Source organism: Gordonia humi, assembly GCF_014197435.1.
GTDB classification, from domain to species: Bacteria; Actinomycetota; Actinomycetes; order Mycobacteriales; family Mycobacteriaceae; genus Gordonia; species Gordonia humi.
Genome location: NZ_JACIFP010000002.1, coordinates 44,166 through 63,531, shown reverse-complemented (window position 1 = coordinate 63,531; position 19,366 = coordinate 44,166). Strand labels below are relative to the sequence as shown.

General features: G+C 62.6%; 15 protein-coding genes, 3 pseudogenes and 1 other annotated feature. Of the genes and pseudogenes, 10 read left to right on the top strand and 8 right to left on the bottom strand.

Annotated features, from left to right (window positions below; all coding sequences use genetic code 11):
- Window positions 1–40: 40 nt before the first annotated feature.
- Window positions 41–343: a YciI family protein gene (locus BKA16_RS24375; protein ID WP_183373300.1), complete on the bottom strand. Its 303-nt coding sequence runs from the start codon at window positions 341–343 to the stop codon at window positions 41–43.
- Between BKA16_RS24375 and BKA16_RS22835 the strand changes: the two genes are divergently transcribed.
- Window positions 336–1,501, top strand: a protein-coding gene (locus BKA16_RS22835; protein ID WP_183369779.1) for an IS3 family transposase whose coding sequence is annotated in 2 segments (ribosomal slippage) — window positions 336–620 and window positions 623–1,501 — 1,164 coding nt in all. Because the reading frame shifts where the segments join, the coding sequence is not laid out codon by codon here. The two genes, BKA16_RS24375 and BKA16_RS22835, sit on opposite strands and share 8 nt — an antisense overlap.
- A gap of 85 nt (window positions 1,502–1,586) precedes the next feature.
- Here BKA16_RS22835 and BKA16_RS22830 read toward each other — a convergent pair.
- Window positions 1,587–2,450 carry an enoyl-CoA hydratase/isomerase family protein gene (locus BKA16_RS22830; RefSeq protein ID WP_183373299.1) on the bottom strand — a complete coding sequence of 288 codons (864 nt, stop codon included), beginning with the start codon at window positions 2,448–2,450 and terminating at the stop codon, window positions 1,587–1,589.
- Between the two features lie 180 nt (window positions 2,451–2,630).
- Between BKA16_RS22830 and BKA16_RS22825 the strand changes: the two genes are divergently transcribed.
- Together BKA16_RS22825 and BKA16_RS22820 are read left to right on the top strand one after the other, a co-directional pair.
- On the top strand, window positions 2,631–4,016 hold the full coding sequence (locus BKA16_RS22825) for an FAD-binding oxidoreductase (RefSeq protein ID WP_183373298.1): 1,386 nt from the start codon (window positions 2,631–2,633) through the stop codon (window positions 4,014–4,016).
- A 163-nt stretch (window positions 4,017–4,179) separates the two neighbouring features.
- Window positions 4,180–5,409 carry a serine hydrolase gene (locus BKA16_RS22820; RefSeq protein ID WP_183373297.1) on the top strand — a complete coding sequence of 410 codons (1,230 nt, stop codon included), beginning with the start codon at window positions 4,180–4,182 and terminating at the stop codon, window positions 5,407–5,409.
- Window positions 5,410–5,667: 258 nt separating this feature from the next.
- Here BKA16_RS22820 and BKA16_RS22815 read toward each other — a convergent pair whose 3' ends face one another.
- Complete coding sequence (locus tag BKA16_RS22815; RefSeq protein WP_183373296.1) at window positions 5,668–6,177, bottom strand: hypothetical protein; 510 nt, start codon at window positions 6,175–6,177, stop codon at window positions 5,668–5,670.
- Between the two features lie 261 nt (window positions 6,178–6,438).
- Entirely contained in the window at window positions 6,439–7,548 is a 1,110-nt protein-coding gene (locus BKA16_RS22810) for an FAD-dependent monooxygenase (protein ID WP_343067639.1), read from the bottom strand.
- Between the two features lie 137 nt (window positions 7,549–7,685).
- Here BKA16_RS22810 and BKA16_RS22805 point away from each other — a divergent pair.
- The 5 genes and pseudogenes from BKA16_RS22805 to BKA16_RS22790 form a co-directional block, all read left to right on the top strand.
- Window positions 7,686–8,873 (top strand): annotated as a pseudogene (locus BKA16_RS22805) (ISL3 family transposase); the annotation flags it as partial.
- Window positions 8,874–8,929: 56 nt separating this feature from the next.
- Window positions 8,930–9,244 carry a transposase gene (locus BKA16_RS24370; protein WP_183373282.1) on the top strand — a complete coding sequence of 105 codons (315 nt, stop codon included), beginning with the start codon at window positions 8,930–8,932 and terminating at the stop codon, window positions 9,242–9,244.
- Window positions 9,202–9,313, top strand: a sequence feature (AL1L pseudoknot). It overlaps the preceding gene by 43 nt.
- The gene (locus tag BKA16_RS22800; protein ID WP_183373283.1) at window positions 9,241–9,663 is read left to right on the top strand and encodes an IS3 family transposase; all 423 of its coding nucleotides are present in this window, start codon (window positions 9,241–9,243) and stop codon (window positions 9,661–9,663) included. It overlaps the preceding feature by 73 nt. Before BKA16_RS24370 ends, BKA16_RS22800 begins: the two co-directional genes overlap by 4 nt.
- Before the next feature lie 302 nt (window positions 9,664–9,965).
- Window positions 9,966–11,177 carry an IS110 family RNA-guided transposase gene (locus tag BKA16_RS22795; RefSeq protein WP_183370773.1) on the top strand — a complete coding sequence of 404 codons (1,212 nt, stop codon included), beginning with the start codon at window positions 9,966–9,968 and terminating at the stop codon, window positions 11,175–11,177.
- A gap of 56 nt (window positions 11,178–11,233) precedes the next feature.
- Window positions 11,234–11,728: pseudogene (locus BKA16_RS22790) on the top strand (transposase); the annotation flags it as partial.
- 240 nt (window positions 11,729–11,968) lie between these two features.
- Here BKA16_RS22790 and BKA16_RS22785 read toward each other — a convergent pair.
- The 4 genes from BKA16_RS22785 to BKA16_RS22770 all read right to left on the bottom strand — a co-directional run bounded on the left by BKA16_RS22785 (window position 11,969) and on the right by BKA16_RS22770 (window position 16,529).
- Complete coding sequence (locus BKA16_RS22785; protein WP_183373294.1) at window positions 11,969–13,282, bottom strand: ISL3 family transposase; 1,314 nt, start codon at window positions 13,280–13,282, stop codon at window positions 11,969–11,971.
- 156 nt (window positions 13,283–13,438) lie between these two features.
- Complete coding sequence (locus BKA16_RS22780) at window positions 13,439–14,575, bottom strand: FAD-dependent monooxygenase (RefSeq protein WP_183373293.1); 1,137 nt, start codon at window positions 14,573–14,575, stop codon at window positions 13,439–13,441.
- Window positions 14,576–14,664: 89 nt separating this feature from the next.
- Window positions 14,665–15,156 (bottom strand): nuclear transport factor 2 family protein, encoded by a 492-nt coding sequence (locus BKA16_RS22775; protein WP_183373292.1) that lies wholly within the window; start codon window positions 15,154–15,156, stop codon window positions 14,665–14,667.
- Complete coding sequence (locus BKA16_RS22770) at window positions 15,144–16,529, bottom strand: amidohydrolase family protein (RefSeq protein WP_183373291.1); 1,386 nt, start codon at window positions 16,527–16,529, stop codon at window positions 15,144–15,146. Before BKA16_RS22770 ends, BKA16_RS22775 begins: the two co-directional genes overlap by 13 nt.
- A gap of 504 nt (window positions 16,530–17,033) precedes the next feature.
- Between BKA16_RS22770 and BKA16_RS24000 the strand changes: the two are divergent.
- Window positions 17,034–17,794, top strand: a pseudogene (locus tag BKA16_RS24000) (IS3 family transposase); the annotation flags it as partial.
- Window positions 17,795–18,099: 305 nt separating this feature from the next.
- Window positions 18,100–19,311, top strand: a complete 1,212-nt coding sequence (locus BKA16_RS22755; RefSeq protein WP_183373288.1) for an IS110 family RNA-guided transposase — start codon at window positions 18,100–18,102, stop codon at window positions 19,309–19,311.
- The last annotated feature ends 55 nt before the right edge of the window (window positions 19,312–19,366 follow it).

The window sequence follows — 19,366 nt, the reverse complement described above, 5'->3', positions numbered from 1 at the left end:
AGCTGACTGCTACCGAGCGGACGTGCCGATCGAGCGTTTACTACGTTGCGGGTGCCACCTCGGTGAGTTCAGACGACCATGCGCGGGTGGCTGCGAAACCAGTCAGGCGATAGGTCACCCACCCGTCAATAACCAGCGGATCGCCGTCAATGATCGCCCTGGCAGCTTCTGGCGTTGGGGCGCGCACGACGAGGATGCCGCCGGTGCGATCGTGTTGAGGACCTGAGCACACCAGTTGGCCTTGCTCGTAGCACGAGTCGAGGTAGGGGCTGGTGCACGAGTTGGTGACATCTGATCTGGCTTGCCCTGCCGGGGCGGCCTGGAAGGATGTTGTTGTGCCCAAGCCCTATCCCCAGGAGTTCCGCGACGACGTTGTTCGCGTCGCTCAGAATCGTGAAGACGGTGTGACGCTCGAGCAGATCGCCGCCGACTTCGGTATCCATCCCATGACGTTGCAGAAGTGGATTCGCAAGGCCGACGTGGAGGCCGGGATCAAGCCCGGCACGACCGCCGCGGCATCCCAGGAGCTCCGGGAGGCCAAGCGGCGTGTGCGACTGCTGGAGCAGGAGAACGAGGTCCTGCGCCGCGCTGCTGCCTACCTGTCCCAGGCGAATCTGCCGGGAAAAGGTGGTACCCGCTCGTGAGCGAGCTCGCCGCTGACGGCATCCCCGTCACGGTGGCGTGCCGGGTACTCAAGATCGCTCGTCAGCCCTACTACCGATGGCTCAAGAACCCGGTCACCGATGCCGAACTCGCCGAGGCGTACCGGGCCAACGCCCTGTTCGACGCGCACCGAGAGGATCCGGAATTCGGCTACCGCTACCTGGCCGATGAAGCTGAGACCGCGGGCGAGAAGATGTGCCGGCGCACCGCCTGGCGAATCTGCTCAACCGGTGGCTGGACCAGTGCCATCAGCAAGAAGGGCCGCGGCAAGCATCGCAAGGCCGGCCCACCCGTGCACGACGATCTCGTCGAGCGAGACTTCGCCGCCGTGGGCCCGAACGAGCTGTGGCTCACCGACATCACCGAGCACTGGACGGCGGCGGGAAAGCTGTACCTGTGCGCGATCAAGGACGTCTATTCGGGCCGCATCGTCGGGTATTCGATCGACTCCAGGATGAAGTCCTGCCTGGCCGTGGCCGCACTGAACAGCGCCGTCGCCAGGCGGGGCGACGTCACAGGCTGCGTCCTACACAGCGATAGAGGATCTCAATTTCGCTCGAAGAAGATGCAGAAGGCTATCACCCGGCACGGCATGCTCGGGTCGATGGGAAGGGTCGGCGCTGCCGGGGACAACGCGGCCATGGAGAGCTTCTTTTCACTGCTACAGAACAACGTCCTCGACCGCCGATCCTGGGCCACCAGAGACGAGCTCCGGGCCGCCATCGTGCACTGGATCGAACGCACCTACCACCGCCGCAGACGACAAGACCGCCTCGGCAGATTGACCCCCATCGAATTCGAGACAATCATCAACCACGAGGCCCCTCAGGCCGCGTGACTAACCGTGTCACCTAACCGTGCATCAGCCCCCTGCAACGATCGAACCGGGTCAACGATCCGAATATTGGTGTGGTGCAGCCGAGTCATTTCGAGTCACCCTTAAGGTTTTCGATGTCGTAGTTCTCCTCTGCCATGCCCCAGTAGCCGTGGGTGCCCCAGCATTCATTGGCCATTCCCGACGGCAGTTCGCGGACCAGAAGTTCGCGCCAGGGCTGCACGAAGAGGGCGCGCGCCATGACCCGAGTTGACCGCGCGCGCGGCTTAAAGATGGTGCGAGCGATCTCCCACGCTCGATCGAGCAGCTCGCTGTCGGGGACCACCTCACCGATCAGGCCCAGATCGAGCAGTTCCTTGGCGGACATCTCCTGGCCAGTCAGCAAGAAGTGCTTGGCCCGGTTGATACCCATGAGCTCACGGAAGACGGTCTGAACACCGTCGCCGGGCACGATGCCCATCCCCGTGTAGTGGCCGTCGGCCATCGTCGTGCTCTCCGAGGCGATGACGATGTCGTTGAGTAGAGCCAATTCCTGGTGGATGAAGAACGGCCCGTTGATCGCCGCAATGACCGGAATCTCCAGGTTCAGGAACGCGAACGGCTCGTGTACCTGGTCCTTGTACCAGAAGTCATAACCTTTGTCGAAGGTCATCGGCTCGCGAAAGCCGTAACGCTCCCAGCCCTCGGGATCCATCGAGTCCAGGAACTTCGCCCCTGTGCCCGAGAAGATGAGGATCTCGTTGTCGGGGTCGTGGCCCACGTCAGCCAGAGCTGGGATGAACGCCCGGTGCAGCTCCAGGCTCCACTTCGCCGAATCATGCTCAGTGTGCATCCGCATCTCGAGGATGCCGTCCTCGCGCTTGAAGGTGAAGTACTCCGACCACTTTTCCTGATATTCCTCAAGGAATGTGCGGTACATCGTCTTTCGTGACCAGGGCTTGGGCGCAGGCATCAGATGCCCTCCGTTTCAAGAGAAGGTTCGCGGGGATGGCAGGACTGCCGGGTCGGGTTGTCCGGGGCTGACCCGGCACTGCGACCACTTGACTTCCAAGTGACTTGGTGACTTGGATAATTTTACGGTAGGTCCGTACTCGCCGACCTGTCAACCACTCCAACAATGAAGGGTCCGCAAATGTCGTCACTCGCGCCGCTGTCCGAGCTATTCGCTCAGTTGCCTTCGGGGGTGGTCATCGACAATCCCGACCGCACCGTGCGCTACATGTCCGATTGGGCTCGGGACCCTAGTGCGCGGCCGCCGTTGGCGGTGGTGCGGGTTGAGTCCACCGAGCACGTCAGCACCACGTTGGCGTGGGCGCACCGCCATCGGGTGGGTGTGGTTCCGCGTGGGGCGGGTACAGGCCTGTCTGGAGGCGCCACGGCAGACGCAGGCGTGGTGGTGGTCAGCCTCGAACGCATGGCGGCGGTCGACATCGATACCCAGGCCCATGTCGCAAAGGCCCAAGCCGGTGCACTCAACATCGAGGTCAAGCGTGCAGCTGAGGAAGTCGGGCTGTGGTACCCGCCGGACCCTTCGTCGTATGAGATCTGCACTATCGGCGGGAACGTAGCAACCAATGCCGGCGGCCTGTGCTGCGTGAAGTACGGGGTGACGCGAGATTTTGTGCTCGGAATGCAGGTGGTTCTCAGCGATGGGACTGCTGTCGACCTCGGTGGCACACGGCTGAAGGACGCCGCCGGATACTCGTTGATCAACCTGTTCGTTGGTTCAGAGGGAACACTGGGAATCGTCACCGAGGTCACATTACGACTGCTTCCACAGCCCGCTCCGAGTTCAACGCTGGTGGCGAGCTTTCCGACCACCGTCGCAGCGACCCAAGCGGTTCTGGACATCACCGGTGTCTGCCGGCCGTCGGTACTGGAGTTGATGGACCACACGACCATTGACGCCGTGGAGTCGATGACCTCTATGGGCCTAGACCGCTCGGCCGGAGCACTTCTACTCGCGCGCTCAGATGGGCCCGACCCAGCCTCGGCCGCCGAGATCGCAGCCGTCGAGGAAATCTGCCGGCGGTGGGGAGCGACCGAGATCTACTCGACTGACGATCTCGAGGAAGGCGAAGCTTTTACCCAAGTCCGCCGACTTGCGCTGCCTGCGATCGAACGACTGGGGTCGATCCTCCTCGAAGATGTGGGCGTCCCAGTGCCTGCACTGCCAGACCTGGTCGAGGGTATCGAGGAGATCGCCCGCGCGAACAACGTGACTATTGCTGTCATCGCTCACGCCGGCGACGGCAATACCCATCCGGTTGTCGTGTACGACCCCCAACAACCAGCACAGCTCGCCGCCGCCGAAACCGCATTCGCAGCGGTGATGGACCTGGCGCTACAGCTCAAGGGCACGATCACCGGCGAGCACGGGGTCGGACGACTCAAACGCGACTGGCTGCCCCAACAACTCGGAGCCGCTGGCTTGGCCTTACAGCACACCATCAAGCGCGCATTCGACCCACACAATCTCCTGAACCCGGGGGCGGTCCTGCTCCCTGAAAACGTCTAGGCCGACACCGCGTGCGGGATTCTTGATCACCACCGCGCACGCTGTGCAAAGTCCTTGACACAAGCCAGACACGACACATAGATTAAATTGACCTGGTGACTTGATGTGTTGGCTTAGGCGTTGCACACTGCGAGTCATCCTGACTGACAAAGGAGAACCGCCTGTGACCCGCATCGCCGACAGTCTGAACAGTTCAACTGACACTCTGGGAGTGCCAGTCCACTCACCCGACAAGGTCGGCCTCGACACCGATACTCTTCAACGACTTGCTCACGCTGTCAGCGACGACATTGATTCCGGACTGCATCACGGTGCGGTGCTCTTGGTGGCGCGAGGTGGCGAGGTTGGTTACACCGCTGCGATCGGTCACTCTGAGTTGTCGACCGAACGCCTCGCTGCGTACGACGACATCTTTCTGCTGATGTCCACAGCGAAGTCGTATACCGCGGCGCTCGTTCTCAACCTGATCGATAGAGGCCAGTTGGCGTTCGACACGAAAGTCGTCGACATCGTCCCGGAGTTCGGTGTGCGTGGTAAACAGCGCGCCACCGTCGCCCATCTATTGACTCACACCGCCGGAACCTGGGCTGGATTCGTTCCGCCGCCGCCTGGGCAGTGGGGTGCGCAGTGGGGCGATATGGACGCGATGACCGCTCTCGTGTGCGCCCAGCAGCTCGCCTACGTCCCCGGGGAGCGAGTGGTCTACAACCCGTTCGCGAGCTTTGGGCTCCTCGGAGAGATCGTGCGGCGGCTCGACCCCGCCGGTCGTAGCTTCCGTCAGATCGCTCGCGAGGACCTGTTCGAGCCCCTGGCGATGACCGACAGTTCTTTCGGGCTGAGGGTCGACGATCCGCGCCGGGTACCGGTTCGGATGGCTGAGACAACTCCTGGTGCCGCGGAAGTTTCGGTCATGGAGTCGCTCAATGAGCTCGTTGATGAGAACTTTGAGCTACCCGCTGGAATGGCCTTCGGAACCGTGCGCGACGTGTTTACATTCGCCGACACCCTGCGTAATCGTGGTCGCGCTCCGCAGCCAGCGAACACCCGCTACCTCTCACCTGCCATGATCGACTATGCGTTCCAGAACCACACTGGCGACAAGACCAATGAGTTTTGGGATTTCAACAAGCAGGCCCGGGACCTCGCCGAGTTCCCCGCTAATTTCACCTACGGCGGCGGTTACGTCCGCGGTACGGGCGACTACCTCACACCTTTCGGTGCCACGGCATCGCCGCGCACCTTCGGCGCGGTCGGCAGTGGCTCGACGATGTGGATGGTCGATCCGGTACGCGACTTGACCTTCGTCTTCCTTTCCAGCGGCCTTCTCGAAGGACTCAACCACTTCTTGAGACTGCATCGTTTGGCCGATCTCGCACTCGCCGCGGTGGACTGAAGTGGCGCAACAGGCGCGACCCCGCGCCGACCACAGCAACCGCTGAACGATCACCTAACGGCCTTCGCCCCGTTTCCCCTACCCAAGCAGGGAAACGGGGCGAACGGCTTGTTCCACAACGGTATCGCGGATTGACGGTGTCGTGGAGTGGGGTCAAGCAGCGTCAGCACCGAGTTGCGGTGCTGACGCCCACAAGCACCGACTGCGGACTGCGTCCACGGCGCGGGTACCGCAGTCGGTGCAGATTGGATACCTTCCTCAGGAGACGGTAGGTCGACGTGCTGCGCTGACGGCCGCAGTACAGATCGTGACGACATAGCCCACCACCATCAAGATCGCACCCATTCGGATATTGCCCGCCTGGTCGGCGTAGGCAGCCCAACTCAACGGGCCTTTCGTTCCGAAGATGAGAAAGACGAGGCCGACAGCACTCAATACCGCCGTCGCGATTGCAATCGCTCTGCCCGACAGCATGATTGCCGCTGTCGCCATGATCACCGTCACGATCGCAGTGGTCCACGCAAGCCAGCTGAAGTAAGCTTGCTGAAACGCTGTCGTGGGGGCGGCGCCGGACTGGACCATCTCTCCGAGATCGGTGTAGCTGAGAGTCATTTCGGGCGAGGGGCCGGCGGCGTTGGCAGGCATGAACAGCCACCCAAGTCCCGTTAAAGAAATGACGAAGAGCGCCGCGGCAACAGCGACAGCGCCGCCAAGAGTAGCCCTGGAAGTCAGGGCTGACGCTCTTATAGAAGAGGATGCGAAGGTCACGGCGATACCCTTTCATAGTGTCGTCCGGTGTCGGAGTCAGGGACGAACGAAGCAAACATCGAACACAGGTGATTTGCTGACCTGTTTGGCGCCGATACGGATGGCGAACGTCAGTAGATAGAACATGTCATCGCAGCAGCGTCTTGCGAGTCCCCCTGGCTGGCGTTGTTAACACCACTGTCCCGCGGAGATCCTTCGGTGATGACGACATGTCGCGGCAGCGACATCGAGCTTCGCCATCACTGCCGCGACTCATGAAACTCACATGGGTTCAGCAAGCGCCGTCCACGTTTGATTCGTCAGCTCGGCTTGCGCGGGCTCACCGTCAAGTCCTTGCTGCCATCGCGAGATCTGGGTGCTGTTGTCGACAACTAGCTTGCACCGTTCATAGCGCCGCGCGACGAATTCGTCGAGCGTTGCAGCCAGGTCCTCACTGGAGCCGAGCATCTCGCCCAGCACGACAGCGTCCTCGACCGCGAGACCTGCACCGTAGCCGATGTGCGGAGTGGTCGTGTGGGCCGCGTCGCCGATCAAGATGACCCGTCCATCGTGCCAGGGCTTGTCCATCACGTGGTGATGCAGCGCCGCCAGACTGATGGTGCCTTCCTCGAGGTTGTCGCGCGCCCAACCGGCCTCGCCACCGAACTCTTCGAGCAGTCCCTTGAATGTGTCCATGAAGGTGGACTCGTCGAGCCGGTCGGGCTTAGGCTGGCTGACCAGGCAGAAGATGTAAGAGTGCTTGTCGTTGACCGTGATCAGCCCCGCGGAGTGGTTGGCGCCGGCATACCCTCGAAGCGATCCCTCCTTGAGGGGCCTCTCGCCATTGCGCGGAACCCGTCCGCGCCATACGCACTGACCGGCATACTGCGGCAAATTCGCTTTAGGGAAGCGGAGTTTCCGGACAGTCGAGGCCCACCCATCCGCTCCGACGACGAGGTCGTAGAGCGAGACCCGGCCATCAGTGAGCCGGACCTCTACACCGTTGTCGGCATCGGAGATTTCTTGGACCGTCGTCTCGTGGGCGATCTTGGCTCCAGCTGCCACCGCGGCGTCATACAACTGGCCGTAGAAGGCGTGTCGGGTGATACCTACGGCAGGAGGCAGTCCTTCTCGCGCCACCGAGGGAGTCGGAACGTTCGCAATCTCAGTGCCGTCGGCAGTGTGAAACTGAACGCTGCTGATTGGAACACCCGCGGCAACTACGTCGTCGGCGACCCCAATGGCATCGAGGGCCCGCAGGTTCGGTGAACTGAGCAGCAATTCCGAACCGAGGATTCGGACGTCAAGCGCAAGCTCGACGACATCCACCTGAATTCCTTTGCCAAGCAGTGCGATTGCAGCACACAGGCCACCGGGGCCGCCACCGACGATCAGCGCCTTGTGGGCTCTTCGCAGTTAACCGGGCAATGCCTGGTCAGGCGCTTGGCGTGTCGTTGACGTGAGCGGCCCCTGGCCTCGGTGATTCTGGATGTTGTCAAGACAGTCAGAGCACCGGAGGAACAGGGGCCGTGGATCATGGTACGTCGTTGTTGTTGGGGTTGGAAGGCGTCGAGGTCGTCGGGGTCAGTGTCGGCGGGCCGGACGGGCGAACGCGGATCGTCGATGTCGGTACCAGTGATCCGGCGGCCTCGTGCTGCCCGGGGTGCGGTGTCCGGTCGACGTCGGTGAAGGAGCGGGTCGTCTGCACGCCCCGCGACATCGGCTACGGGGATGCTCCGATCATGGTGCGGTGGAACAAGATTCGGTGGCGGTGCGTGAACTCAGAGTGCGCGCGTGGGTCGTTCACCGAAGCGATCGGGCAGGTCCCGCGTCGTCGGCGGACCACGACCCGGTTGCGGGAGACGATCGGGCGGGCGATCGGCGATGCCGCTCGGTCGGTCGCCGAGGTCGCTGCCGGGCACGGCGTGTCGTGGCATACCGCGCACGGCGCGTTCGTCGACATCGCCGCCACGGCGTTGACCGATCCGGCCCCGACGTCGGTGCTGGGGATCGACGAGACTCGCCGTGGGAAACCGAGGTGGGTCCGCGGCGGTGATGGTCGGTGGGTGCGGATCGATCCGTGGGATACCGGGTTCGTCGATCTGGCGGGCGATCAGGGACTGTTGGGGCAGGTCACCGGCCGTACCAGTGCGGTGGTGATCGACTGGCTGGCCGCGCAGCCGGCCCCGTTTCGGGATGCGATCGAGTACGTGGCGATCGATCCGGCCGCGTCGTATGCCGCGGCCGTCGCGGTCGCGTTACCGAACGCGCAACTGGTCGTCGATCACTTCCACCTCGTGCAGTTGGCCAACGCGATGGTCACGAAGGTCCGTCGGCGGGTCACGTGGGACCGACGTGGTCGTCGTGGCCGGTCGACGGACCCGGAATGGGCCAACCGCCGCAGACTGTTGATGGGTCGAGAACGGTTGTCGGACAACAAGTATCAGAAGATGATCGCCGATCTGCGAGCGCACGATCCGGGCAACGAGATCTTCGCCGCGTACATCGTCAAAGAGGAACTCCGGGCCTTGTTGGCGATGGCGCGGAGTCGGCCGCGCGTCGACGATAGCCAGATCCGCGAACGCCTCTACCGGTTCCTGGACCTGTGTGCGCAGGTCAACGTTCCCGAAGCCAACACACTGGCCCGTACCATCGAAACATGGTGGCCCGGGATCTGCGCGTTCATCCGCACCCAGGTCACCAACGCCGCCACCGAAGGCACCATGAAGCGCCCTGGGTTTAGTTCCGAGTCTGATGAAGGAGAATCGGAAACATGCCTAAGAAGTTCAGTGCGGAGACCCGCGACCGCGCGGTACGGATGGTCTACGACCGTCAGGCCCTGGAAGGGGGCCCGCGAGCAGAGTCGATCCGCGCTGTGGCGCCGCAGCTGGGGGTCGGTGTGGAAACCCTGCGGATCTGGTGCAACCGTTACGGTCCGACCGACGCACACGCCGACCCGCAGGAGTCGCTCGAGCAGGAGAATCGCCGACTTCGCCGCGAACTGGCCGAATCACGCCGAGCGAACGAGATCTTGAAAGCGGCGTCGGCGTTTTTCGCCGCGGAACTCGACCGCCCCACGACGAAATGATCGCGTTCATCGACACGTACCGCGATCAGTTCGGGGTCGAGGCCATCTGCCGGGTACTCCAGACGGCAGATTGTGGGTTTCTCACCTCCCGTGGCTATCGAGCCGCGAAATCCCGTCCGGCCAGCACTCGAGCGGTGCGTGATCGAATGCTGATCGAGGACATGCAGCGGATTCACGCCGAGAACTACAGCGTGTACGGATACCGCAAGATGCATCACGCGATGCGCCGAGCCGGCTGGGACATCGGTCGAGATCAGACCGCCAGGCTAATGAAAACCGCTGGCCTGCACGGAGTTCGTCGGGGCCGCACGCCTATGACTACCACCCGAGCTGAGTCGCCCGATGGCCGCCCGGATCTGGTCAAGCGCGAGTTCGCCGCGGCCGGTCCGAACCGCTTGTGGGTCGCCGACATCACCTAATGGGAGTGTCGGGTCCGCACATCTGGGCGGGACGACATGGCGGCTGGTGGGTGGTCACTGAGATTTTACCGATTCCGGTGCATGGTTGAACCGAGCTGCTGGTGGGTGATTACTGACAGTTGAGTTCACGGATGCGTGCCGAGGTCTGAACGTAGACGGTGACCCCATCAGTCCGCCGCGGAGGTGCGTGTTCGGCTTGTGAGATGCCGCACCGAGAGTGCCGCCATTAGGTCGCCGCCCGCTCTCCGAGCTCATCGATTCGCCGGACCTACTGGCGGATGGCATCGGAAAGGATGTGCTCGATGATCACGTGCGGTATCGACTGGGCCGAGGACCATCACGACATAGCGTTGATGGACGACTCCGGCTTCATCATTGAACGTCGGCGAATCACTCATGACCCCAACGGTTTTGCCGAACTCCTGGCGATGGTCGCTGACCATGGCGGCACTGCGGACGACGTGCCGATCGCGATCGAGACCGATAAGAATCTTCTGGTTGTGGCGTTGGCTGGCGCGGGTTTCACCGTGTATCCGATCAATCCGCGGGCCGTCGCGCGGTACCGCGAACGCCACGGACAGGCGGGCAACAAGTCCGATTCGCGTGATGCCGCGGTGCTCGCCGACATCGTGCGCACTGACCGTCACCAGCATCGTCGGCTGCCAGCCAACAGCGAGCAGCAGCAGGCGATCAAGGCGCTGGCGCGTCAGCATCAGGAAGCGATCTGGGCGCAGAATCAGACGATCAGTCGGCTGCGTTCGGTGCTACTGGAGTTCTATCCTCAAGCGTTGCAAGCATTTCCGAAGCTCAAGCACCGAGCGGCGATGGAGGTTCTTTCAATAGCGCCCACCCCCACGGATGCGGCGAAGCTGACTCGCCCGCGGATCAGCAACGCGCTCAAAAGGGTTGGCCGACGCAACGACCCCGCCCTGGTAACCCAGATCCATAGCGATCTGCACGCCCCCGGGCTGCGGCAGCCGGATGCTGTGGAGGTGGCCTTAGGTCATACCGTAGCCAGTCTGGTCGCGATCATCGTGGCGATGCTCGATGCCGTCGCAGTGCTCGAGCGTGAACTCGTCACCGCATTCGCCGAGCATCCTCAAGCGGACATCATCGACTCGGTCCCCGGCCTCGGAGGTGTTCTCGGTGCGCGTATTCTCGCCGAAATCGGCGATGACCCAAAGCGCTTCAGCTCACCAACGGGACTGCGATCTTTCGCAGGAACAGCGCCGGTGACGATCGCGTCAGGCCGCTCGCACTACGTCAAGGCCCGCAAAGTCCGCAACAGGCGTCTGGCCGATGCCTGCCACTGGTGGGCGTTCGCAGCGCTGACATGGTCAGCGCCGGCCCGCGAGTACTACGACCATCGCCGTGCTGTCGGAGACCACCACAACGCCGCACTGCGAGCCTTGGCCAACAAGCTCCTCGGGCGCCTGTGGTGGTGCCTGCAGCACGATCAATCCTGGGACGACACTGCCGCGTGGCCGCGAGCTGCCACACCCGCCGCCGCGTAACCCCGAACACCAACCACCACCACTGCCTACTTGACATCTGACTGGCGTGGGATGTCTATGTTCGCATCCCGACGGGTTTCTGCTACACGGCGTTCATCACTGATGTATGCACCCGCAAGATCGTAGGCTGGGCCGTCGCGGCGACTCTGCACACGCAGTCTCTGCCGATGCAGGCCCTCGAGCAAGCACTGATCACCACGAAAGTGCACAAGACTGGCGGCGGTCTGATCCACCACAGCGACCACGGCAGTCAATACGTATCGCTGGCGTACTCCGATGCGCTCATCACCGCCGGCGTGCGCGCCTCGGTCGGGACCGTCGGCGACAGCTACGACAATGCTCTGGCAGAGACTGTCAACGGCCTCTACAAGGCCGAACTCATCCACCGTGAGCGGATCTGGCCAACGGTGACCGCGGTCGAGATTGCGACGCTGGGCTGGGTCAGCTGGTGGAACAACACGCGCCTGCACGAAGCGCTCAACTATCGGACACCCGCCGAGGTCGAAGCGTCGTACACTCACCCCACGACGACCGCGCCCGCGACCGTCTAACCACGGAACTAAACCCAGGGCGCTTCAGGTCAAGCAGGTGAAACGATCGGCCTGCGGATTCCGCAACATCGAGAACTCACGCCGCAGGATACGATTCCACTGCACCCGCAAACAACGGCGGGCGCGCATCCAGTTCCACTGCTAAAGGAACTGCCCGGTTAACTGCGAAGAGCCGCCTTGTGTACAGAGGGAGACATAGAAATAGATCCTTCGAAGAGTGGAAAAATGGCTCTTCGTATTTCAGAGTGCGTTGATGCGGTCGGCGAGCTGACCGGAGTGCAGCAGGGACCGAAATATGTAGTGGTCGAGGTTCCGGAAGCCTTGCGCGATCCCGCGCAGGTGTTCCAGGCGCCCGTTGACGGCTTCAACGGGCCCGTTGGAGACGCCGACGTCGAAATAGGCGAGGATCTCGGCGCGGCGTGACCACAAGGTGCGTCCGAGCTGGGCGAGTTCCTCTAATCCGTCGGGCAGACCCTTCTGGATGCGTTTGAGCAACTTGAACATCAACTTCTTGCCCTCCCTCCGTCGCGGATGTTCGTAGGCGGCGATCACCTGCAGATACACCTGATAGGTGACCTCGACGACGGCGTGCTCATCGTGGCTGGTCAACGCCTCGAACAAGGTGATCTTCTGCTTGTCAGTCAACAACGCGGGGCGGGTCCGCAGAATCCGCCGAATCTTGTACAGCGGATCACCGGTGCGGCCGCGATGCCCGCACGTGGCCTGCTGGACCCGGGTGCGGCACCGATCGAGCTTGTCCCCGGCCAACGCCACGACGTGGAACGGGTCCATCACGATCCGCGCCGCCGGCAACTCTTCGGCGGTCGCAGTCTTGTAGCCAGTGAACCCGTCCATCGCCACGACCTTCACCCGATCACGAAACACCTGGTCACGACCGTCGAGCCACGTTTTCAACACTTGTTTGGAGCGGCCGGCGATCATGTCGAGCAGCCGGGCCGGGCCGGTCCCGTCGACCACGGGTGTGAGGTCGATCAGGACGGTGACCCAACTCGACTCGCCGTGCCCACGGACGTGTTTCCACTTGTGCTCATCGACGCCCAGGTGCCGGACGCCGTCGAGGTGGGCGCCGGTGTAGACCAGGGCGCGTGCCGCGGACAGGGCGGCCAGGTTGACGACCTTCCACGCGATCCCGAGGTTGGCGGCGACTGCCGCGACGCTCATCTTGTCGACCACGATGCGTTGCACGATCCAACGGGCACACCTGCTGGTCATCACGGCTCGAGGCTCGACGATGCCGGTGATGTCGGCACGGAAGATCGACCTCGCACAGTCCACGGTCTCGCACACGAATCGGGGGACTGCGATACGCAGCAGGACCGGATGCCCGGCCGCGGGGATGTCGGTGACGACACGTTCGGTGTGATCACGCAGGCGGCCGGCGATTCCGCAGGCCGGACAGTGTTGATCAGGATCGAGAACCCGGCACCAGATGTGGGTGCGGTCGGCCGAGTCGACGGCGGCGTCGGTGATCGTGACGCCGAGCTCGACCGTCCGGCAGATCGTGTCAGCAACATCAGAAGTAGGCTGGTGCATGGGTCCTGTGCGTTCGAGAGGGTTTGTGTGAGAACTTCCATTCTCGCACCACAGGACCCGCCTACATGTTGTGGTCACTGCTCCCGCCGACGATCACCAGCTACGCACTCTCACATCCGAAGAGCCGGAAAAATACTGCCGATCAGGGTGTAGGACTTACATGGGCTGGGCCAGGGCAGCCCATGTTTCATCGGTGAGCTGCGCCTGGCGTGAGTTTCCGCCGTCGAGCCCCTGTTGCCATCGTGAGATCTGTGTACTGGCTTCGACAACGAGCTTGCATCGCTCGTAGCGGCGATCGACGAACTTGTTCAGTGTGGAGGCCAGGTCGTCGCCGTCTGCGGCGGCAACCATCTCGCCGAGCACGACCGCATCTTCGACAGCCAATCCAGCCCCGTATCCGATCTGGGGTGTGGTTGTGTGCGCTGCGTCGCCGATCAGCACGACCCGACCGTCGTGCCAGGGCTTATCCATTACGTGCCAGTGGAGGGCGGCGACACTGACCGTCCCTTCTTCGATATGGTCGCGCGCCCACTCGACGTCACCCCCGAACTCGGCGAGCATCTCCTTGAACGTGACGGTGAAGCTAGCAGGGTCGATTCGTTCGGGTTTGGGTTGGGCAACCAGGCACATGACATAGCAATGCTCTTCGCTAACCGAGATCATTCCGACATCTTTGCCGTCACCGGCCATTCCTCGGAACAGCCCTTTCGTGCGATCACGCCGAGGAATACGCCCTCGCCAAACGCACTGACCGGCGTACTGCGGCAAACTAGCGTTCGGGAAACGGAGTCGACGGACCGTTGACATCCAACCGTCAGCCCCCACCACCAAGTCATATATTGGCGAAGTACCGTTCGTCAGCGTTGCCTGAACCTGGTGATCGACATCAACGAGGGACTCAACCGTCGTCTCGTGATGGATCTTCGCCCCCGCCGCGCTCGCAGCGTTGTAGAGCGTGCTATAAAAAGCGCGGCGGGTGATTCCGACAGATGGCGGGAGCCCTTCGCGAGCCACATTCGGGATCGGGACTCTCGCGACTTCGGCGCCATCTGCTGTCTGAAGCTCAAGGGTGTCGATGGGGATTCCCTCGGCGACAACACTTTCGGCGACCCCGATGGCATCGAGGGCCCGCAGGTTCGGCGAGCTCAGCAGGAGTTCGGATCCGAAGATGCGGTCGTCGAGTGCTAGCTCGACGACGTCGACCTCGGCGCCGACGCGGAGCAATGCGATTGCCGCGGTCAGCCCCGCCGGACCGCCGCCGACGACGAGAGCTTTGTGAACCAGTAATGACACGATCTCTCCTACAGAATGGGGATGGGGTTAACTCGACCGACCTGGCTGAATAGCGGCATGTCGTGGGTGCGTCGGCATGCCGTCGGGGCCTACGCCCGGTACCGGGCGGCCGCGCGGGCAGCTATGTCGTGGGGGAGACCACCATGAATTCTGACCGGTTTGATGGCGATACGGGAGATCTTCCACGTATTCTGCTGCTTGACCATCGCGATGTCGTACACGCCGTATGCGAAGTAGTTGTCGGCCTCGTCTGGGCCGACTCCATGAGCGCCGAAGAAATTCGCACGCACTCGTGCAGAGTCCCCATCGATGTCGACGACGTGCCCGGCGTTGAGGTGCAACGTCGTGAGATAACCGCCGTTGCGTGCCTTGAGCGCGTCGATGTAGTCCGCGCGCGACACCTCCCTAGGAGGTTCGGCGAGCGACCCAGCATCAAGAGTGATTTGGTCTGCGATGTATTTACTAGCTGTATCCCAATCGAATTCATCCATGGCTAGGAAGTACCGACGGACCGAGTCCGACAGTTCTAGTTGTTGAATCCACCCGGTTGCCAGCTCATTTGACTCGCTCACTTGTCCCACTTGTCTACTCCTGCAACGTAACCGGCGGGAACCGGGGGAACTTCTTCAACAATGCGGTCGAGGATGGCTTTTGCGTCGCGCTGCACTTTCCGGAGCCCGGGGTGCAGGAGCTCACCTCGCCATTTGAGAATATTCCCAGCGACCATGACTGTGTCCACATTGCCCTGGTGCCCACCCGCAACTATCGCTTTCACCGGGTCAACTACGGGGTACAAGTTGATGTCATCCATGCGCAACAGCACGAGATCAGCCGCCTTACCGGGCGTGATCGATCCGGTCCGGTCGTCAAGTCCTGCAGCGGCTGCACCGCTAATCGTTGCTGCTTCCAGGACATCTGAGGCTGTCACCCGCGGCACATCCTCGTAACCTTCATAGCCAACGGTGTGAAGCAGGCCATCTCCGGTAAGCGCTGCACGCATGACATGAAACATGTCGGAAGCTGCGGCGGTCTCTGTATCGATCCCGAGACCAGGCTTGAGACCCGCGTTGAGCATTCGCGCGAGTGCCGGCGGCCGTACCCCGCCCATCACCGATTCGATGTATGGGGTCGCTTGCACGTGACCGCCGCTGTCTCGAATCAGACGGAACTCGTTGTCGGTGGTTTTTGTGCAGTGCAAAAAGAGCAGGTCGGGGCCCAAGACGCCGCGCTCATCGAGCCACTCGATACCGGGCTGATTCAAGTGCCCCACATGCATACTCGAGTGAATATCGAGTTCCCTTGCGAACTCGATATCCTTAGCGGCTGTATCCGGGCCGCCGACGAGCTCGGGACCACGGAGCATGGCGTTAAGAGTCACCAAGGCACTGTCGTCGTTGAGCACTTCTTCACGCACTCGCTTCATGTCGCGCGGGTGCGGCTGAACATTGTCTTCGTCCCATTGCCACGATCGCAAATCAACAGACGGCCACCCATAGGCGAAGACCGCACGAACACCCGAGTCACGTAGACCCTCGATCAACTGATCGGTATGTTCTGGTGAGTTCTGGACGTGCGACTCGTCCCGAAGAGTCGTCACTCCGGCGTCGATTGCACTGAGAGCGCCGAGGAGGTTGGCAGTGTAGAGATCCGCAGGCGTCAGGCGAGGGCTGTATTCAACTTGGACTATTTCGTAATAGTCATTGTAGCCCCAGTCTGTCGCGATGAAGCGAAACAGGCTTGACCAGAGGTGGCGATGCGTGTCGACAAACCCCGGAAGGATTGCCATGCCCGACGCGTCAATGACATGCGCGTCCGTATCGCCCAGCTCGGTACCAACAGCCTCGATCCGGCCGTTTTTAACCAAGACGTCGAAGAACCCATCCTCAACGCCCGAATCTTGAGTGATAACGAAACCGCCGCGTAAGAGAAGGGGGCCGCTGGGAGGGTTTGTCATTGTGTCTCCTTGAGTTTGGGTGCCTGCTGCCGGGGCGTAGATGCCCATATCGGAATGTCCGCGCTCCCCGCACAGGGGGTTGATCAGTCAGCCCGCCGGGTTCAGAAGGCGCGTCCACTCGATCGGATCAGATCCCGCCGAGATAGTGATGCCCGTTACAGGACGAGACTAAGTCACATGGTTACTTGGTGTCAACGAGCTTCTCCGCCGTTCGAGCTAACTGCTGATGCCGGACGGGGGACTGCCCCCGATTTGGTTGACATCTGATCCGGGCGTTCGCGCAGACGTCACGATCGTCGTTGCCTGTCACCTCAGCGCGCGCTGCGGAAGGACCGCTGTCATCACCCCCAGGACCAGACGCATCTACCGGGCAGTGGGCGCCCGGTTGTCGACCAGCACGGCGTGGTTGATCGATCCCACCGTGGCGTCCGCAGGGGGGAGGCGACCCGGCAGTGAACCGCCCCGGCGTGTCGGGAGACTCCGATTGTTGGGAAGGTTGGAGTCATGGCAGGAAGCACGTCGAAGCGGTACCCGGCTGAGTTGAAGGCCCGGGCGGTGCGGATGGTCGCCGAGAGGCCGGCCGATGAGACCGAGTGGGCGGCGATCAAGCGCATCGCGCCGCTGCTTGGCGTAGGCACGCCGGAGACACTGCGCAAGTGGGTCCGGCAGGCCGAGATCGACTCCGGCAGTCGCGAGGGCGTGACCACGGCCGAGTCCGAGCAGGTGCGGCGGCTCAAGAGGGAAGTCGCCGAGCTCAAGCGCGCCAACTCGATTCTGAAGGCCGCATCGGCTTTCTTCGCGGCCGAGCTCGACCGGCCAAGCGTGTGATCATCGAGTTCATTCGGGCTCACGCCGACAGGCGTGAGCCCGATGGGCTGCGGTGGGGAGTCGAGCCGATCTGCGCCGTGCTCAGCGAGCACGGTATCGCGATCGCCCCATCGGTCTACTACGCGCACCTCGACCGCGGGCCGACGGCGGCCGAGTGGCGCGACGCGCACCTGACCTGCGAGATTCAGCGCGTGTACGGCGAGAACTACGGCGTCTACGGGGCACGGAAGGTGTGGCTGCAGCTCAATCGCGAGGGCTTCTCGGTCGCCCGCTGCACGGTCGAGCGGCTCATGCGCGACGAGCATCTCACAGGCGCGGTGCGCGGCAAGGTCAAGCGCACCACGATCTCCGGTGCGGACGCCGAGCTTGCCGAGGACCTGGTCAACCGTGATTTCACGCCACTGGCTCCGGACAGGCTTTGGGTGGCAGATTTCACCTAATGGGAGTGTCGGGTCCGCACATCTGGGCGGGACGACATGGCGGCTGGTGGGTGGTCACTGAGATTTTACCGATTCCGGTGCATGGTTGAACCGAGCTGCTGGTGGGTGATTACTGACAGTTGAGTTCACGGATGCGCGCCGAGGTCTGAACGTAGACGGTGACCCCATCAGTCCGCCGCGGAGGTGCGTGTTCGGCTTGTGAGATGCCGCACCGAGAGTGCCGCCATTAGGTCGCCGCCCGCTCTCCGAGCTCATCGATTCGCCGGACCTACTGGCGGATGGCATCGGAAAGGATGTGCTCGATGATCACGTGCGGTATCGACTGGGCCGAGGACCATCACGACATAGCGTTGATGGACGACTCCGGCTTCATCATTGAACGTCGGCGAATCACTCATGACCCCAACGGTTTTGCCGAACTCCTGGCGATGGTCGCTGACCATGGCGGCACTGCGGACGACGTGCCGATCGCGATCGAGACCGATAAGAATCTTCTGGTTGTGGCGTTGGCTGGCGCGGGTTTCACCGTGTATCCGATCAATCCGCGGGCCGTCGCGCGGTACCGCGAACGCCACGGACAGGCGGGCAACAAGTCCGATTCGCGTGATGCCGCGGTGCTCGCCGACATCGTGCGCACTGACCGTCACCAGCATCGTCGGCTGCCAGCCAACAGCGAGCAGCAGCAGGCGATCAAGGCGCTGGCGCGTCAGCATCAGGAAGCGATCTGGGCGCAGAATCAGACGATCAGTCGGCTGCGTTCGGTGCTTCTGGAGTTCTATCCTCAAGCGTTGCAGGCATTTCCGAGGCTCAAGCATCGGACGGCGATGGAGGTTCTTTCAATAGCACCCACCCCCACAGACGCGGCGAAGCTGACTCGCCCGCGGATCAGCAACGCGCTCAAAAGGGTTGGCCGACGCAACGACCCCGCCCTGGTAACCCAGATCCATAGCGATCTGCACGCCCCCGGGCTGCGGCAGCCGGATGCTGTGGAGGTGGCCTTGGGTCATACCGTAGCCAGTCTGGTCTCGATCATCGTGGCGATGCTCGATGCCGTCGCAGTGCTCGAGCGCGAACTCATCACCGCATTCGCCGAGCATCCCCAAGCGGACATCATCGACTCGGTCCCCGGCCTCGGAGGTGTTCTCGGTGCGCGTATTCTCGCCGAAATCGGCGATGACCCAAAGCGCTTCAGCTCACCAACGGGACTGCGATCTTTCGCAGGAACAGCGCCGGTGACGATCGCGTCAGGCCGCTCGCACTACGTCAAGGCCCGCAAAGTCCGCAACAGGCGTCTGGCCGATGCCTGCCACTGGTGGGCGTTCGCAGCGCTGACATGGTCAGCGCCGGCCCGCGAGTACTACGACCATCGCCGTGCTGTCGGAGACCACCACAACGCCGCACTGCGAGCCTTGGCCAACAAGCTCCTCGGGCGCCTGTGGTGGTGCCTGCAGCACGATCAATCCTGGGACGACACTGCCGCGTGGCCGCGAGCTGCCACACCCGCCGCCGCGTAACCCCGAACACCAACCACCACCACTGCCTACTTGACATCTGACTGGCGTGGGATGT

What these genes read in the sequence shown, in the direction of transcription:
- BKA16_RS22755 (WP_183373288.1), top strand. Translation starts at nt 18,100, where the DNA reads ATGATCACGTGCGGTATCGACTGGGCCGAGGACCATCACGACATAGCG.
- BKA16_RS22795 (WP_183370773.1), top strand. Translation starts at nt 9,966, where the DNA reads ATGATCACGTGCGGTATCGACTGGGCCGAGGACCATCACGACATAGCG.
- BKA16_RS24370 (WP_183373282.1), top strand. Translation starts at nt 8,930, where the DNA reads ATGCCTAAGAAGTTCAGTGCGGAGACCCGCGACCGCGCGGTACGGATG.
- BKA16_RS22800 (WP_183373283.1), top strand. Translation starts at nt 9,241, where the DNA reads ATGATCGCGTTCATCGACACGTACCGCGATCAGTTCGGGGTCGAGGCC.
- BKA16_RS22825 (WP_183373298.1), top strand. Translation starts at nt 2,631, where the DNA reads ATGTCGTCACTCGCGCCGCTGTCCGAGCTATTCGCTCAGTTGCCTTCG.
- BKA16_RS22785 (WP_183373294.1), bottom strand. Translation starts at nt 13,282, where the DNA reads ATGCACCAGCCTACTTCTGATGTTGCTGACACGATCTGCCGGACGGTC.
- BKA16_RS22770 (WP_183373291.1), bottom strand. Translation starts at nt 16,529, where the DNA reads ATGACAAACCCTCCCAGCGGCCCCCTTCTCTTACGCGGCGGTTTCGTT.
- BKA16_RS22830 (WP_183373299.1), bottom strand. Translation starts at nt 2,450, where the DNA reads ATGCCTGCGCCCAAGCCCTGGTCACGAAAGACGATGTACCGCACATTC.